General features: G+C 60.8%; 19 protein-coding genes and 1 tRNA gene. 16 read left to right on the top strand and 4 right to left on the bottom strand.

Translation table 11 applies throughout. The features are described from left to right. Window positions 1-31: 31 nt before the first annotated feature. From VH567_RS07835 to VH567_RS07825, 3 genes are read left to right on the top strand one after another with little or no spacing between them, the layout of a single operon-like run. The gene (locus VH567_RS07835) at window positions 32-1,333 is read left to right on the top strand and encodes a hypothetical protein (RefSeq protein WP_423324769.1); all 1,302 of its coding nucleotides are present in this window, start codon (window positions 32-34) and stop codon (window positions 1,331-1,333) included. A 1-nt stretch (window position 1,334) separates the two neighbouring features. Further along, complete coding sequence (locus tag VH567_RS07830) at window positions 1,335-1,958, top strand: hypothetical protein (protein WP_423324768.1); 624 nt, start codon at window positions 1,335-1,337, stop codon at window positions 1,956-1,958. Beyond that, the gene (locus tag VH567_RS07825; protein WP_423324766.1) at window positions 1,955-2,422 is read left to right on the top strand and encodes a hypothetical protein; all 468 of its coding nucleotides are present in this window, start codon (window positions 1,955-1,957) and stop codon (window positions 2,420-2,422) included. The genes VH567_RS07830 and VH567_RS07825 overlap by 4 nt, the downstream gene beginning before the upstream one ends. On the opposite strand, the gene VH567_RS07820 is transcribed toward VH567_RS07825, so the two are convergent. After that, on the bottom strand, window positions 2,419-2,652 hold the full coding sequence (locus tag VH567_RS07820) for an excalibur calcium-binding domain-containing protein (RefSeq protein WP_423324764.1): 234 nt from the start codon (window positions 2,650-2,652) through the stop codon (window positions 2,419-2,421). The genes VH567_RS07825 and VH567_RS07820 overlap by 4 nt on opposite strands. 103 nt (window positions 2,653-2,755) lie before the next feature. Between VH567_RS07820 and VH567_RS07815 the strand changes: the two genes are divergently transcribed. Genes VH567_RS07815 through VH567_RS07805 form a run of 3 tightly spaced genes read left to right on the top strand, consistent with a single transcriptional unit; the run spans window position 2,756 to window position 7,712 of the window. After that, entirely contained in the window at window positions 2,756-3,454 is a 699-nt protein-coding gene (locus VH567_RS07815) for a hypothetical protein (RefSeq protein ID WP_423324762.1), read from the top strand. Beyond that, window positions 3,454-5,208, top strand: coding sequence for a hypothetical protein (locus VH567_RS07810; RefSeq protein ID WP_423324760.1), 1,755 nt, complete (start codon window positions 3,454-3,456; stop codon window positions 5,206-5,208). The genes VH567_RS07815 and VH567_RS07810 overlap by 1 nt, the downstream gene beginning before the upstream one ends. Next, complete coding sequence (locus tag VH567_RS07805) at window positions 5,208-7,712, top strand: hypothetical protein (protein WP_423324758.1); 2,505 nt, start codon at window positions 5,208-5,210, stop codon at window positions 7,710-7,712. The genes VH567_RS07810 and VH567_RS07805 overlap by 1 nt, the downstream gene beginning before the upstream one ends. 14 nt (window positions 7,713-7,726) lie before the next feature. Here VH567_RS07805 and VH567_RS07800 read toward each other — a convergent pair whose 3' ends face one another. Continuing rightward, entirely contained in the window at window positions 7,727-8,134 is a 408-nt protein-coding gene (locus VH567_RS07800) for a DUF6232 family protein (RefSeq protein ID WP_423324756.1), read from the bottom strand. A gap of 51 nt (window positions 8,135-8,185) precedes the next feature. On the opposite strand from VH567_RS07800, the gene VH567_RS07795 reads away from it, so the two are divergent. The 8 genes from VH567_RS07795 to VH567_RS07760 all read left to right on the top strand — a co-directional run bounded on the left by VH567_RS07795 (window position 8,186) and on the right by VH567_RS07760 (window position 13,461). Next, on the top strand, window positions 8,186-8,446 hold the full coding sequence (locus VH567_RS07795; RefSeq protein WP_423324754.1) for a hypothetical protein: 261 nt from the start codon (window positions 8,186-8,188) through the stop codon (window positions 8,444-8,446). Beyond that, window positions 8,446-8,901, top strand: a complete 456-nt coding sequence (locus tag VH567_RS07790; protein ID WP_423324752.1) for a hypothetical protein — start codon at window positions 8,446-8,448, stop codon at window positions 8,899-8,901. Before VH567_RS07795 ends, VH567_RS07790 begins: the two co-directional genes overlap by 1 nt. 204 nt (window positions 8,902-9,105) lie before the next feature. Then, a complete protein-coding gene (locus VH567_RS07785; RefSeq protein ID WP_423324750.1) occupies window positions 9,106-9,402 on the top strand; it encodes a DUF6804 family protein in 297 nt (98 codons plus the stop codon). A gap of 13 nt (window positions 9,403-9,415) precedes the next feature. After that, window positions 9,416-9,712, top strand: a complete 297-nt coding sequence (locus tag VH567_RS07780) for a hypothetical protein (RefSeq protein ID WP_423324748.1) — start codon at window positions 9,416-9,418, stop codon at window positions 9,710-9,712. Further along, complete coding sequence (locus VH567_RS07775; RefSeq protein ID WP_423324746.1) at window positions 9,709-10,086, top strand: DUF805 domain-containing protein; 378 nt, start codon at window positions 9,709-9,711, stop codon at window positions 10,084-10,086. The genes VH567_RS07780 and VH567_RS07775 overlap by 4 nt, the downstream gene beginning before the upstream one ends. Before the next feature lie 84 nt (window positions 10,087-10,170). Beyond that, complete coding sequence (locus tag VH567_RS07770; RefSeq protein WP_423324744.1) at window positions 10,171-11,583, top strand: YifB family Mg chelatase-like AAA ATPase; 1,413 nt, start codon at window positions 10,171-10,173, stop codon at window positions 11,581-11,583. Between the two features lie 45 nt (window positions 11,584-11,628). Then, window positions 11,629-11,713: transfer RNA gene (locus VH567_RS07765), tRNA-Leu, on the top strand. 581 nt (window positions 11,714-12,294) lie between these two features. Continuing rightward, window positions 12,295-13,461: an alpha-hydroxy-acid oxidizing protein gene (locus VH567_RS07760; RefSeq protein WP_423324742.1), complete on the top strand. Its 1,167-nt coding sequence runs from the start codon at window positions 12,295-12,297 to the stop codon at window positions 13,459-13,461. A gap of 3 nt (window positions 13,462-13,464) precedes the next feature. Here the strand turns inward: VH567_RS07760 and VH567_RS07755 are convergent, their stop codons facing one another. Next, window positions 13,465-14,052, bottom strand: a complete 588-nt coding sequence (locus VH567_RS07755) for a DUF1989 domain-containing protein (RefSeq protein WP_423324740.1) — start codon at window positions 14,050-14,052, stop codon at window positions 13,465-13,467. Further along, window positions 14,045-14,731 (bottom strand): guanitoxin biosynthesis heme-dependent pre-guanitoxin N-hydroxylase GntA, encoded by a 687-nt coding sequence (gene gntA, locus VH567_RS07750; RefSeq protein ID WP_423324738.1) that lies wholly within the window; start codon window positions 14,729-14,731, stop codon window positions 14,045-14,047. The genes VH567_RS07755 and gntA overlap by 8 nt, the downstream gene beginning before the upstream one ends. A 131-nt stretch (window positions 14,732-14,862) precedes the next feature. On the opposite strand from gntA, the gene VH567_RS07745 reads away from it, so the two are divergent. Both VH567_RS07745 and VH567_RS07740 read left to right on the top strand, forming a co-directional pair. Beyond that, window positions 14,863-15,579, top strand: a complete 717-nt coding sequence (locus VH567_RS07745; protein WP_423324736.1) for a Crp/Fnr family transcriptional regulator — start codon at window positions 14,863-14,865, stop codon at window positions 15,577-15,579. Window positions 15,580-15,633: 54 nt separating this feature from the next. Continuing rightward, window positions 15,634-15,816, top strand: a complete 183-nt coding sequence (locus VH567_RS07740) for a hypothetical protein (protein WP_423324734.1) — start codon at window positions 15,634-15,636, stop codon at window positions 15,814-15,816. Window positions 15,817-15,844 lie beyond the last annotated feature (28 nt).

Raw genomic sequence — 15,844 nt, 5'->3', positions numbered from 1 at the left:
CCAGCCGGAAGTCCGTCTGGTCAACTTCTACATGGAAGAGGACAAAAGCGGTGCATCACCCGACGAGTTCCAGCGCCTCCAGCGTCCCGGTCTGCAGCGTAGCGCAACTTTAGATGGTCCGATCCGTGGCCTCTACCAGTCCGATAATTCAATCTCGAACATCGCACTAGTTGTGGCGGGATCGAAGTGGATTCAACTCGGCGGCGCAACTTCAACGCCGATTGGAGACCTTCCAGATGATGGTTTGAGCGTCCGCATCGAGGCGACTTTCGAACGCGTCGGTGTCGTCAGTGCGGGAGAGTTTCATATCTGGAACGGCTCGACGGTCACGAAGGTGATGGTCCGCGATAAGCTCGACCCAATCGACGCTGGTCTAACTCTCACTGAGCTTCCCTTTGTCGTCGATGTCGATGTCCTCAACGGCTACTTCATATTGGCGACCCGAGACGGAACTTTCTATTGGCTTGTGCCGGGAGAGAATTCCATTCAGGCGTTGAACTACGCGACGGCGGAAGCTCTACCGGACGGATGCGTGGCGTGCCGTCGTCAACGCGATGACTTGTTTTTCTTCGGGTCGAACTCGGTCGAAGTTTGGCAGGCAAGCGGCGATGCAGATGCGCCATTCACCCGCGCTACTGGTCGATTGATGGATCGCGGCTGTCTTTCGCGCGATAGTGTGTCGTTGTTCGATAACACGCTCGTTTGGGTGGGCGATGATAAAATTGTCTACCGGATGGCGGAAGTCCCGAAGCGTATCAGCGATTTCGGTATCGAAGACCGGTTGAACAAAGCCAATGATGAACCGTCCTCGTGGGCGTTCACCTCCTACGGCCATAGCTTCTACGTGCTGCGCATCCCCGGTCAGGGGACATTCGCCTATGACGCCTCCAGCGAGCTATGGTCCGAGTTCGCCACCAGAGACGCGGCGGTCTGGCGTCCTAGCCTCGGGATCGACACACAGACAGGCGCGCTCGCGGGGGATGCGTCGGGCGCAGTGTTCCGGCTCGACCCCAACTCGTCCCTCGACGATGGACAACCGTTCCTACGGCTCGTCAGCGGGACAATCGCACTTCCTGCCACGCCGGTTGCGAACTCGTCGCTGGCAATCTCTATCGGGTCAGATGTCCTTGCTGAGTTCTCATTGCGCTGGAACGATCCCCGGCGCGGTTGGTCATCGCCCATAGGGCTGTTGGCAAGAGGTGAGGGGGATATCCTCAACGCTTGGCGTCTTGGGGTAGCTCGCGGACCATCGAGGACGTTCGAGCTTTCGACGATCTCCCCAGCCGTGGTCCGCATCTCGGGTGCCGTCGCCAACGAAGCGTGGCGGGTTTGATATGCCACTGAAGCTCAGCACATTCTCTGCAAATCAGAAGATCACTACGCCCGAGGGGAACGCGACTGGTCCCTTCCTTCGATGGATCAATGACGCGGTGAAATCGATCCAGTCGAGCGTGAATGACATCGGGCAGCTTGTCGCGGACATCGCCTTCTCATTGCAGCAAGCCGGTATCGCGATCACCACTGCCAATGAGGCGAAGGCGGCCGCGCTATCGAACGCACGCGGTCAGGCGCTGGTGAACAGCTATGTTAGCCCCAGCGATGCGATCACGACGGGCGTCGATCCCTCCGATCTCACAAAGGCGTTTATCGCCATCTCGGAACATAGCCGCATATACGGCGACCAGACCGTGGTGGGCGTGATGGGCGCGACGATCTCGGGGCTATTGCTCTCAACGCAATATTACATCGTCTACTCGGACCCCGCGCGGGCCGGTGGCGTCGTCTCCTATACCGCTACTCCCAATGCCAATCTGGCGGGGCAGTCTGGCGACCAACATCTCGTCGGTGGAATCGTGACGCCATCGGCGGACGGGACAGGTGGTGGCGATGGCGGAACCACTACGCCTCCCGGTGTACCGTCATGGAAGTTTCAAGATCGTCGGGTTGACGAACAATGAGAATCGTCGAACCCGACATCCCGAACATCATTGCGAACCATCCGAGCGTTGTCCGATCACTCGAATGGAGACCCGAGGACCATCCAGAGACGGACGGCTTCCTCCTACTCGATGCGCAAGTCGCGGATACTGAGAACTGGGTCTTCCTGATATCCCCGAATGGCGAACTATGCCTGTTCTTCGAATGGAGCGCGCCGGGGGTCTATCAGATGCACTCGCTCAGTCTGCCGACCTTCCGAGGAAAGGCGATGATCGAGGCTGCGAAGGCATTAGTTCGAGAAATGTTCGTTGAGCATGGGGCGGATATGCTCTGGGGGCAGACACCGCTCCAAAACCGTGCGGCTCGGATGTTCAATCGATTGATTGGCGCGAAGTCTTGCGGGTTCAAGGTCCATCATGTCGTGGGAGACTGCGAGTTGTTCCGCAATTCCAAAGCGCGATGGCTTGGAGAGTTCGGTTCTTAGCGCGGGTAGGGTTCGCAAGCGATGCCGTCGTTATCCCCGTCCATCTCGGGCCTATAGCCCGGCTCGCCACGGTATAGAGGCGCTTTGCCAGCCTCGCGAACGGAGTTGCAGCCGGGGTAGTAGACACCCGACACAACCGCGCTTTGCCCTTTGGGGCCGGTCAGCAGCCACACACCGCCAAAAGTGAGGGCGGATAGCACGCCAGTTAAGATCACGAATCGACGGTCCATTTCTCCGGAGTAGCCGCGATTGGTTTCATCTTCGTTCCCGACGAGGCCCGATAATGCCGGGGTTCTAACTAAATACCTTCATGAATATTCACGGTGAAATGTAATGCCAGCCGCAGCAATAGGCGCGGTAGGCTCCGTAGCTGGTGGTGTCGCTTCGGGTAAGGGCGCGAAGAAGGCCGCTAAAATCCAAGCTCAGTCGCAAGCGCAGCAGACTGCCGCTTTGCAGGCGATGTATCAGGACAACAAAGCCTTGATGATGCCGACCTACAACAATGGGTCGGCGGCGCAGTCGCGCATTCAATCCCTACTCGGTCTCAGCGGTGGCGATGGTGCAGATGTCCAAACCACGCTCGAACAGATGCCGGGATATCAGTTCCAAAAACGCGAAGGTTTGAGCGCGGTTAACGCGAACGCTTACGCGAGCGGTCTGGGAAACTCGGGGGCGGCCTTGAAGTCGTTGCAGGACCGTGGCGACGGACTCGCATCGCAGTATTTCGGAAGCGCAGTTTCGCAGCTTGGAAGTGTCGCGGATCGCGGTGTCTCGGCCATGAATGGCCTTGTCAGTCAGGGCAACTACACAACCGGCGCAGTCAATCAAGTTGCGCAGACTGGTGCGGATGCTCAGTCTGCGAATGCGGTCTTTCAGGGTCAGAACCTTGCGGGGATTATCAAAGGCGTCGCGGGTGCGGCGGGTCAGGTTTACGGTTCGAGTTATGCGCCGAAGACGCCGACTTCGACACCCGGATATTCTTCCGTCTTCGATAGTCGCGGACTCAATCGCAATTACTTCGGTGCGATGTAATGGCTGATTGGATTTCGCTACTCGCCAACAATCCCGATCCATCTTCGATTGGTCAGGCATTCAATCAAGGTCAAGCGCAGGCTATCGATCTACGACGGTCTCAGCAGGCGGAACAGCAGCGTCAAGCCGCGCTCGAACAGCAACAGGTCTACCGGGGCCGTGTCGGTCAACTCCTAGCGGGTAGGGACTACACGGGAGCGGCGGCGCTCGCTTATGCGTCTGGAGATGACAAAGCGGGAACGGGTTTCGCCGGTCTGAGCAAAGATGGATATGAACGCGCCGATAAGAACAACTCGCATTACTCGAATATCGTTAGTGCAATCTCAGAGCTTCCATATGCTCAGCGTGCGGGAGCCATTCAGGCATCGAAGTCATTCCTCGTAAGTTCGGGAATGAACCCCGCAGACATCGGTAAGTTCGATCCTACCGACGACAACATCCGGGCGCTCGGACATCTCGACTACGGTTATGGCGATCAGGTCAAGGATGCGATTAGTCAGCAGAACGCCGACACCGGAACCACAAATGCGGCGACTGGCGTGCGCGCTCAGGACTTCAGTCAGTCCAAGGGCGTCGTGGTCGATCATGATTTGCTCGATCCCATCACGGGCGAACTTCGCGGTCGTGCTCTCAATCAGACCGTTGTCTCCCCCGGTTCGACCGTGTTCAATGGCGACACCGTAGGGGGCGGTTATGATACCGTTTTGGGGAATGGCCGGTTCGGTAAGCCGCCCGCCGCGCTGTCATCTATGACGGTAGGGCAGGTCGTGGACTTTGGTCAGCAGACCCTTATCCCAGCGACGCGCAATAACGCTCAGTTGGGTCTCGCTGGGACTGGTATGGGTTCGAGCGCGGTGGGGCGCTATCAGATCACCTCTGGGACGTTGCGTAGGTTTGCGCCGCAAGTCCTCGGGGCGGATTGGCAGAACAAGCCATTCGACGCAGCGGCGCAGGACAAGCTTGGTGAGGCAATCTTCAACGCGTCTCGCGGTGGCGATCTAACGAAGGTTTGGACATCGCTATCTCCGCAGCAAGCCGCACAAGTTGCGCGTATGCCTTGGTCTCAGGCACGCGACATTATCGCGGCTGGTGAGTCTGGCGGTTCGAGCGCACGCAAGCCGACATCGACGCCGGGTGGTGCCGTCTATACCGCACCGAACAAACCCGCAGCGGGATCGACGCCCAAGGCATTGACTGAAAAGGACATGGGGATCGCGCGTACCAAGCTCGCGCAAGCTCAGCGTCTCAAGTCTCAGGTGGTCCAGCTACAGCAGCTTGACCCTGAGGGCGGCAAGCTCAGCGGCGCGACCGCAGACGGCAAGCATGCAGGCATCTATGGCGGATTAGTCGGCGGGCGCGTCGGCGGTTCGTTGGCCGGTGGCGATACGGATCGCTTCGACACCATCGTCTCGAACATCCGAAACACCGCAACCGCCATCACTCGCGTGCCGGGGATCGGCAGTCAGTCTGATTACGAAGCTCGACTGGCAGCGGCGACGATGCCGGATCGCACGCGCTCAGCATCGGGACGCGCGCAAGCCTATACGGAAATCTACAAGATCGCGTCCGACATGGAAGCGGAGATGTCTCAGCAGGCGCAGGGCGGATTTGGCGGACAGCAATCTAGGTCAGCGCAGCCCTCGTCGGGTGTTCCAGCGGGAGCCGCGCAGATGTTGCGGTCCAATCCTAATCTGGCGGCACAGTTCGACCGCAAATATGGGGCGGGCGCATCGCGCTCGATCTTGGGTCGATAATGGCCGGTCTGTTCAAACCCTTGTTCGAGCAGTTCTCGATGTCGCCGGTCCAGCCCCTACAGCCCGTCATCATCGAGCCGGTCTCGCTTGGCGACACCCCGAGCGTCTTCGACCAGTTCGGACAAGCTCCGCAACAAGCCGCACAGGCTCCTCAGCCGGTGATGCAGCCGCAGGAAGCTCCGCAGCCCCTACAGGCTCCCCAGCCGGTCCAGCAGGCAGCACAGGAGACAAACCCGTTCGATCAGTTCGATGAGCCCGTAGCGCCTCCTCAGGGCGTCCAGCAGGTCGCGCAGCCCATCACGGGTCCGAATGCTGTCGAGACCACCGAAGCGCAGCGCATCGCCTCTGAGACCTTCAACCGTGACATCTCCGAACTGGTGAACAGCGGGGCATCTCGTCAGCAGATTGAGGCGCGTGTCGCTCAAGAGCGAGCAATGGGAAATCAGGCGTCATTGAACGGTCTCGAAGAATCTCTGGCGTATCGGGACAAGTATCATTCCGCCATTCCAGTTGGCATTGCGAATGACGCAGGACTGGCGAAACCCGAGGATTACCATGCACCGGATCGCGGCGCGGTTGATGCCGCTGGTGTCGGTGCATTTGACTCGATCACGATGGGCGCGGGTGACGAACTCGGCGGTGCGATTGGCGCTACAACCAACGCCGTGGCGGGAGCATTCGGCGGCGGAACGGGTGAGGGTTGGACCGATGCCTACGGTCGCATCCGAGACGAGAACCGACAAGCGCTAAACGATGCGCAGCATTATCACCCCGGCGCGTATCTCGGCGGTCAGGTCGTCGGAGGTATCGCCACGCTTCCCTTGGGTGGCGGTGAAGCCGCGCTAGCGCAGGGCGGCTGGCGTGCTGCTGTTCGATTGGCGGGTGAGGGCGCTGTCCTCGGTGGAGCCTACGGCTTCAACTCGGGGACCGGCGATCTTACAGACCGTCTTGAGGAAGGCGCGAAGGGTGTAGCATTGGGAGCAATCGGCGGCGCGGTTCTGGGAACTCCCCTCAATGCCGTCGCGCGTCGGATCGCTGTCAATCGAGCAACCCCCAGCGTGGGTCGTGAAATCCTCGACGCGGGCGAACGTCTATCGACTGGCAACGGGGTCGGAAATGAAATCCGTCCGTTGGTAGGCAACACCTCGGACGGCGGGATCGGCGCGCAAGCAACAGCCATGCTCCAGCCGACCATTACCGGTGGGCGCATCGGTGGTCTCAATGGAGCGGTCAACCGGTTCGAGGATCAGGCCGCACATACCGCCACGCGTATCGCAGATGATGCAGCGGGCGGCGCATCTACCGATCTCTCTACCGCAGCGGCACGCGCGAACGATCCCACACATCCGGGCAGTTTGGCGGCATATGCGGGCAACACGGAACAGGCGGCGGGGACCGTTTATCGAGCGGCAGAGCAGGCGGCGAACGGTGCACAAGTTCCGACCCCTTCGACGATCTCGCGCATCGATGAAATCCTAGCTGACTGGGATGCTGTTCCGGGCGGCGTGCCGGGAACGGATACACTTCGCCAACTTCGGAACGATCTCGCGGCTGGTCCCAACGGTGGATCGACATCCGCAGCTTGGTCAATCGACGGTCTTCGTCGGCTCAGAACAAGTTTCGGTGATCGCATCGAATCCGGACAGCGACAGTTGCAGGAAGCCGCAAAGCGTCTCTGGCCTGCACTCAGCGATGATATCTTTCGCGGTCTGCGCGTCTCTGGAAACCCCGACGCAGCACGTCTCTATCGTCAGGCGGATCGTCAGTGGGCGCAACGCGTCGAGGGAATCGCGGTTATTAATCGAGTGATTGGTAAGAATGCAGACTTGTCCGCAGATGCGGTTGCGAAGAATCTTTCGTCGATGGCGAAGGGAGATTATGACCATCTCGGACGGGCGCTCAATCTTATCGATCCCGCGCACGCTGGAGCTATCCGAGGCGGGCTTATCAACTCGCTTGGTGAGCAGATCGCATCGCGTGCAACTCGACCGGGGGAATTCTCGTTGGAGTCTTTCGGAACCCGTTGGGGCAAGATGTCCGAGGAAGCGCGCAACGCCATGTTCGCGCCCTCGACGGTTCGAGACCTCAACGATCTCGCGACACTTGCCGGTTCTCAGCGACGGGTGGGACAGCTTGGAAATCCGTCGAGAAGCGGGATTACCAATCAGAACTGGAACGAGACGCGTGCGATTGGTGTGGAAGGTGCAGCACTGGCGGGTGGTGTATGGAACCCCGCAGTTTGGCTGACGCTAGTTGGGTCTGGTGTGGCGGGTCGATTGCTGGCGACGCCGGGGGTTGCTCGCGCTCTCGTTCGTGGCAGCGAGAGTCGTTCAATCGAGGTTATGTCACGTCGTCTTGGTGAAGTCGCTAGACGCTATCCCGCCGCCGAACAGGACATCGCGCAATTCCGTGAAGCCGTGTCGGAGAAGGTGCCAGACCATGCCGTCACGATCTCCGAGAAGCCCGCAACGGGTGAGCCAAACCCATTCGACCAGTTCGACTGATCAAACGGGAAGGTTTACGCGTCGAGTTTCCCTACCATCGCAGATTCAATAGAGTCTCGAAGGTTCATGACTTCGTATTCGTCGTTGGATGTATAAGCCTGCGTCGAAGACGAACTTGTCATCAAAAATAGCTGATACTCGCGTATTTTTGTGCGCGTCCATGACCAGTAGGCGAGAGCGGCAAATATGACCGCTCCAACAATCGATGTTCCTGCGCTTCCGCCACCAGCATTCAGTCCGTTGCCAATCGCGCCGAGGAATAGCACCAAGGCGATGATGCCGCAGATGACCGCGCCGCCGATCCCGTGCGGCTGACGGACCCTGACCTCGACCGTGTTGATTTTGTTGATCGCGTAGCTCTTTGAGCCAAATCGAGCAAAATCCTTGTCCACCGTAATGTTGATGGTTTGAGCTACTGCCATGTTTCCCCCCGGAATATCGTAAGCGTTACGCGTCGATACCGCGCCTCGTCGATGGATGCCGCGCAGCCGTCAAGCCACATCCGGCTAAATACCATCATGTTTGAACCTATTAACATCCGCATAAAGGCCGCTCTGGAGTGGCTTGGTGACGAGAGTCATCGGCGTGCATTCGCGGGGATCGCCGCAGCCGCTATAGCCTACGGGCTTGGCCACGAAATCGATTCCGCGTTGGTCGATACAGCCTTGATCGTGATCGTCCCCGCCGCGCTGTCGGCGTGGTCGTCTCGCACTCCCGATCTCGGGGGTGAGTGATGGACATTGGAGTTCTGGAGCTATGCGGGATCGTCGTCACGGTTTCGACGGCGGTCGGCGTTCCCGTCGCGATTGTAAAATGGTGCGGAGCGTATGTGACCGGGCGAGTTGGCGAAGAGGCGGCGGATCGTGCCGCAGCCATCATTCATCTCGACCAATCTATCGCTGCTGGAACGCTGGCCTCTGCGACCAAAATCAACGATCTCGATACGCGTATCTCACAGACGATTGGCCACAAGGTCAACAATCACGCCAGCCGCCTCGACGCTCTGGAGCGCGCCAGACAGTCCGACATCGAACGTATCGTGAAAGTCGAGTCCAGCATCGCTGCCATCGATAAATCGCTGGAGCGAGTCGAGCACGGTCAGGAGAAACTGGCCGTTACCATCAATGACCGTTTCGACACGCTTTCTGCTGCTATCCGACTAGGGAGGGGGGCCACACAGCTTCCCTAATAAGCCTATCGGTTGAGGCGGCTAGCGAGACGAGCGGACGCCTTTTGCATTGTGCCCTAGAGGCACGCGGACAGCAGATTCTCAGCACGAAGCCGCTTCGTCGGTAGGTCGCGTGCAGAGGAGCACTGCACACCCCAAGCGCGAGTTTTAGCGGGACAGCCTGCTCTATCGCCGCTAGCCTCGCTCAAATCACTGGGGGTGGGTGTGCGCTTTATTGTCTGGATTGGGCCGATTGTTTGCCTTGCCGTTGCCCTCGGGGACATGCCCTACGGCTATTACCAGCTTCTACGAATCGTCATATTTTGCGCAGCGGTCTATCTCGCCATCATTGAAAAGCGGGACGCGGACAACGCGTGGCTTTGGGCGTTTGTCGCATGCGCCCTTGTTTACAATCCTTTGGTAAAACTCGCGCTAGGCCGGGAGGTCTGGGCTATCGTCAACATCGGCACGATAGCATTATTTCTGATTCACATGATTAAGCGCAGGGTTGTCGTTCAATAATCGCGGGGGCGAAATGAAAGTATTTTTCCAGATTGCTTACTTTGTTATCGGGGTCGTGCAGTTCTTTGCCGTCTGGGATGGTGTAAGCCACGTCATTGGCGCAGAGTCATTTATCGGTCGTTTCTTCGCCTTTGCTGGTGCTGCCTTTGTGACATACATCCCGCTGGTTGGTTCAGCTATCGGCGTATACGGAGCGGTCAACGTTTGGGACTGGTCTTTCGGTAAGTCTATGACACTGTTTTTCTGGTATGTTCCCGTCTACCTATTGTTTCTGTTGTATTCGCTGGTCTTGTCGCGGCGCGAGGGATGAGCGTTCCAGCCCTAGAACACTGGTTCTCTTTGTCGATCCGACGGAACCGTAAAAGCTTTATTATTGCTTCTCTCGCGCTTGCCGTAACCTTTGTCGTCTGCATCTTCGGGTGGTTCTTTTTTGCCGAGACGAGCGGCGGCAAGGCGTTCGGCTTCGCGATCTTTGGCATACCGGCGGCTATTTGCAGCTATCTGCTAGTAGCGCAGCGCCTTCGCGATTTTAATGTGAGCGGATGGTTTTCGCTCCTGTGGATCGTCGTCAACGCGTTTGACACAGAGATTCGACTGGCATTCACAGCGGCATTTTTCTTGGCGTTATGTGGCATTCCGGGAACCGTGGGGCCGAACCGCTACGGCAACGACTCCATTCGCTAGACTAGTGGCAATCGTTCACCCCTAGCTAGGCGGAACCGCGGATTTCAGGCGTTTTTACACTTGATATGTGCGTCATCTAGGAACGTGGTCGGCCTGGCGGACAAGGCGGTCGGCGAAAGTCGCGAACGCGTGCGCGGCGCGATCGCGGGGATGGGACTGTCGCTGCCGCCGAAGCGTATCGCGGTGAACCTGTCGCCCGCCGATCTCCCGAAAGAAGGATCGCATTTCGATCTACCTATCGCGCTGGCGTTGCTCGCGGCGATGGGCGTGGTCGACGCCGAGGCGCTGGCTGATTACGTGATCGTCGGCGAACTCGGCCTCGACGCGCGGATCACGGCGTCGCCCGGCGTGCTGCTTGCGGCGCTCCACGCGTCGGAAGTCGGGAAGGGGCTCGTGTGCCCCGCAGCCCAAGGTTCGGAAGCAGCTTGGGCTGGCGAGATCGAGGTCGTCGCCGCACCCGACCTCCTGTCGCTGCTCAACCATTTCAAGGGCCACGGCCTCCTTAGTCCTCCAAGGCCCGGCATCGCCGAGCAGGCCGATCACGGTCCGGACTTGCGGCAGGTCAAAGGGCAGGAGACCGCGAAGCGTGCGCTGGAGATCGCCGCTGCGGGATCACATAATTTACTGATGGTAGGCCCACCCGGCTCCGGAAAGTCGCTGATGGCCTCCTGCCTGCCCGGCATCCTGCCGCCCCTGGATCCAGCCGAAGCGCTCGAAGTGTCGATGGTCCAGTCGGTCGCCGGCACGCTCTCGGGCGGCCGCCTGACCCGCACGCGACCCTTCCGCGCGCCGCACCATTCCGCGTCGATGGCAGCGCTCACCGGCGGTGGCCTCAAGGTGAAGCCGGGCGAAGTCAGCCTGGCGCATTTGGGCGTGCTGTTCCTCGACGAACTCCCGGAGTTCCAGCGCGCCGTCCTCGATTCGCTCCGCCAACCGCTCGAAACGGGCACGGTCAGCGTAGCTCGAGCCAACGCACACGTTACGTTCCCGGCTCGCGTCCAGTTGATCGCGGCCATGAACCCGTGCCGCTGCGGCCATCTCGGCGACGCGAGCCTGGCCTGCGCGCGAGCCCCGAAATGTGCGGCGGATTATCAGGCGAAGGTTTCCGGTCCGCTCCTCGACCGAATCGACCTCCATATCGACGTTCAGGCGGTCAGCGCCGCCGACCTCATCCTCCCGCCCCCGACCGAAGGCTCCGCCGAAGTCGCCGCCCGCGTCGCCGTTGCCCGCGCGATCCAGTCCGACCGCTACCGCGACCACCCGGCGCGCACCAACGCCGAAGCCGACGGCCCGCTGCTCGATACCGTTGCTACCCCCGACGAAGCCGGGCGCAAACTGCTCGCCCAGGCCGCCGAAGCGATGCGTCTCACTGCGCGCGGCTACACCCGCATCCTCCGCGTAGGCCGCACCATCGCCGACCTCGCCGGCAGCGACGCCGTCGGCCGCATCCACATCGCCGAAGCCCTCAGCTATCGCCGCCAGCCACCCCGCAACTGAAGACGCTTGCGGTAGCCGAAAGCTTCGTCTAGCCAACCCGCCGCTGCCCCTGTGGCGAAATTGGTAGACGCGACCGACTCAAAATCGGTTGCCGCAAGGCATGCTGGTTCGATTCCGGCCAGGGGCACCACTTCCAACCGCGACGTATCCCGACCTGCCCCGCAAGGGACGGGTTTCGGTGCATTGACGGCGTCGAGCGCAGTCGTTCCGCACGTCTTGGACGCAATTTTCGGCGGGTTTCGCGGGTCAGGACATCCGAAGTTGGGCTAAGGCCAAGGATAGGGGGCGGCGCGATTTGCGTCGTTTCGGATTGCTGAGCTTTGCTTCGAGATGAGCAAGGGCAGCCATGCCGTGACAGGCCTTTGCATAGCTGAGCTGGGTCCAACCTTCCTCGATTTGCCGTCGAGTCGATATGGCGCATAGGGCTCGATATCTTAACCGGCTGAACATCGGATAATATTCCAACTGAGTAGCTCCCGAGTTGATCATGCTCGTGCATCAATGAAATCAGTTCAATCCGGAATGGATGTTAATTCTATACTATATTGTCCCGTTTCGGGCCTGATCGATCAGGGGCAGGACGTCTCGCTACGACGCGCCAATCGATAAGACACCGCCTTCTCAATATATTGAGGAGGCGAGCTCGCATGTGATTGCAGTCTCTCCGCCACTCCGCCACGATCACCGCAAACAAAAATGCGAGAGGTCCCGATGGCGCACTACGGCGATTATCAGAACGCGATCTATGGCGCTGGCCTGCGCGGCGTGGTGCCGACGCTGCCGGTCGATTTCGCGACGCTCGAACGGCGCGCCAGCGCGGCGCTGCCGCCGGCGGTGCTGTCGTACCTCCGGGGAGGCTGCGGGGACGAGTTCACGCAAGACGAGAATGCGCGTGCGTTTCGGCATTGGGGGCTCACGCCGCGGATGATGGTCGATTGCAGCCGGCGCGACCTGTCGATCGACCTGTTCGGGATGACGCTGCCGACGCCGCTGTTCATGGCTCCGGTCGGGATCAACGGGATCTGCACGCAGGACCAGCATGGCGATCTCGCCGCGGCGCGTGCGTCGGCGATGACCGGCGTGCCGCTGATGGCATCGACGCTGTCGAACGACCCGCTCGAGGCGGTGGCGGAGACGCTGGGCGACACCCCCGGCTTCTTCCAGCTCTATACCCCCAAGGACGTCGGCGTCGCGGAAAGCCTGGTGCACCGCGCCGAGGCGGCCGGATATAAGGCGATCGTCGTGACGCTCGACACCTGGGTGACGGGATGGCGCCCGCGCGATCTGAACGCAGCGAATTTCCCGCAGCTACGCGGCCACGTGCTGATGAACTATTTCTCGGACCCGGCTTTCCGCAAGCTGCTCGCCAAACCGCCCGAGGAGGATTCGGCGGCGGCGATCGGGGCCTGGGCGGCGACGTTTGGGCGCGTGCTGACTTGGGCGGACATGCCGTGGCTGCGCTCGCTGACCAAATTGCCGATCGTGCTCAAGGGCATCTGCCATCCCGACGATGCGCGCCGCGCGATCGACGAGGGCGCGGACGGAATCTATTGCTCCAATCATGGCGGCCGGCAGGCGAATGGCGGGATCGCCGCGATCGACATGCTGCCGGGTGTCGTCGCCGCCTCCGGATCGACGCCTGTCTTGTTCGATTCCGGAATCCGGTCGGGGACCGACGTCGTCAAGGCGCTGGCGCTCGGCGCGACCGCCGTCGGGGTCGGTCGCCCCTACACCTACGGACTGGCGCTAGACGGTGCGGCCGGCGCAGCGCACGTTCTCAAATGCCTATTGGCCGAGGCCGATCTGCTGATGGCCGTCAACGGCTATCCGAGCATTGCCGACGTCCGCGCTGCCGGCGCGCTCCGCCAGTCGCGCTGACGCTCAGTCGATCCGGTACTGGATCGGCTTGAAGCTGCCGCCGTTGGATTGCAGCGCCGAGCAGGCAGTCATGCCGATCACCAGGTCCATCGCCGCACGGAACACGATCGTGTCGCCGGCCTTGCTCAGTGGTGGCTCGACGGTGAATGCGCCGGTCTCGCCGTTGATCGGCACGTTCATGAAGCAGTTGAACGCCACCGGGATCTGGTCCGGCTCTACGCCCCACGGCGCCAACGCCTCCGCAAGGTTGCCGAAACAGCCGCGATGCGGATCGGTGTCGCCATAGATGATCGCGAACGTCTCCTTCGAGCACGGCGTCAGCAGGAAGTCGTGCCGACCGACATCGTCCGAGACGATCTCCAGCATCACGTTGCTGCGGTTCGAATATAGCAGGTCGCCGGTCGTCAGGTACAACCGGCTCGCATAATCGAGCGTCCGCCCCGACGAGATCGCCTCGCGCACATCGGCGCGATTATACGCCAGCAGATCCGAGACCTGGCAGCCCTCGGGGTCGATCACCGTCAGGGTCTGCCCCTTGTCGAGCGTGAAGCCGGCGCCCGAGCGCGGCGGGATCGTCTTGATGTCAGCCACGCGCGTCACCTCGCTTGAAAGGGCATTTCCAGGATTCGTCGACCACGCGGCCGCTATATTGCCGCGCTTCGCTGCTTTCGCCGTGCCGTGCCAGCATCGGGTTCATCGAACCGGCAAGGTCGAGATCGCGCGCGAGGATCGACGAGCGCAGCTTGTCGTAGCGCTGCTGATTGCGCAGCACTTCGAACTGGTCGTGCAGGTTGAACACCATTGCCGGCGATTCGAATTTCCGCGCCGGGCGGCTCGCGTTCGGATGCAGGCCAACGACGAAAAACGCCTCGCCGGCAAAGCTCAACGAAAAATGCGGATCGTCGGGATCGCTGCTGACCGACGGGTCGGGCTGATAGCCGAGCCACGAATCCTTGTCGCTGAGCGACTGCGCGCGCGCCCACAGATGCGCCTCGAACTGCTCCTCGGACAACAGGGCAGGAGCCTCGAACAGGATGATGAGTGTCCGGAAAATGGCGCGATCTTCGCGGTATTTGCGCACCGTTTCGCCCAGCGCCGGAGAAATTCTCATGTCATCCCAAGCAGATCGCACGTCGCGTGCGACCAGGATGTCCATCTGTCCTTTGGCGAGCGCAGACTTTGCGCCGACGCAGGGAAACCGCGGCGCCTGCACCGTTTCGATGAACTTGCGCGCGAGGGGATGATCGTTTTGGAAAATTGGCTGATACATGGTCGGGGAGGAACCCGCGAACGGGGGCAATGTTTCGCTTCCGGCACGAGCTTTGATATGTATCAGTACGAATCTCGATCTGTTCTTTTATGCCGCAGGTCGGTACCGCAGTGCGCGGAAAAGGGGCTTGGATGATCTCGGAAAAGTTTCTCATGGGGCGCGGCCGGCATGAGTTGAGCGACGAAGAAAAGCAGGTGCTGGAGGACAGCATAGGGTCGGTGCGGCTGGTGCCAGCGCGTAAGCAGATCGTCCGCGCGGGCGACCTGATCGATACGAGCACGCTCCTGGTCGAGGGGTTCGTCTGCCGATACATGGACGACCGCGAGGGCCATCGGCAGCTGGTCGCGGTGCACGTGCCGGGCGATTTCGTCGATCTCCACGCCTTTCCGATGAAACGGCTCGATCACGACATCGCCACGTTGGGGCCGGTGAAGATCGCCTGCTTCGATCACCGAACGTTGCAGGGGATCACCGAACGCTATCCGCATTTGACGCAGAAGCTCTGGTTCAGCACGCTGCTCGACGCGGCGATGCACCGCGAGTGGATCTTCCGGCTTGGGCGCCTGGGTGCGGAAGGGCGGATCGCGCATCTGTTCTGCGAACTGAACGTGAAGCTCGAAATGGTCGGGATGGCGGTGGACGGACGGTTCAAGCTGCCGATGACGCAGCCCGATCTGGCCGAGGCGAGCGGGCTGACCGGCGTGCACGTCAATCGCGTGCTACGGGCGTTGCGCGAGAAAAATCTGCTTACGTTCAAGGCCGGTGAGGTGAATATCCTGGATCGTAAGGCGCTCGCAGCCGTTGCGGAGTTCGAACCCCAATATCTGTACGGGTCCAGAGGCGACTGACTGCGACCGGCAGCATGCGATCGTCGATGGTGCCGGAATGCACGGAGAGCGATCATGTTGAAGCCGGAAGCCATCCCGGGCGTTGCCTCGGCCGAGAGGGGCGTAGTGACGCTCGATGGGCCCGAAGGCGTCGCGATCGCGATGACACCCGAGGCCGCGGCGGAAACGGGCCGGCGGCTGATCGCTGCGGCGGCGCTGGCGGCGACTCAGACGGCCGACGAACCGCCGCTCGATTGAACGACGACGGGCGTGCGATACCCTAAAT

Origin of the sequence: Sphingomonas sp. 4RDLI-65, from assembly GCF_049472435.1 — a bacterium.
Classification (GTDB): Bacteria; Pseudomonadota; Alphaproteobacteria; order Sphingomonadales; family Sphingomonadaceae; genus Sphingomonas.
Note: the sequence above shows the minus strand (reverse complement) of the source record. Positions and strands in the feature narration are given on the sequence as shown.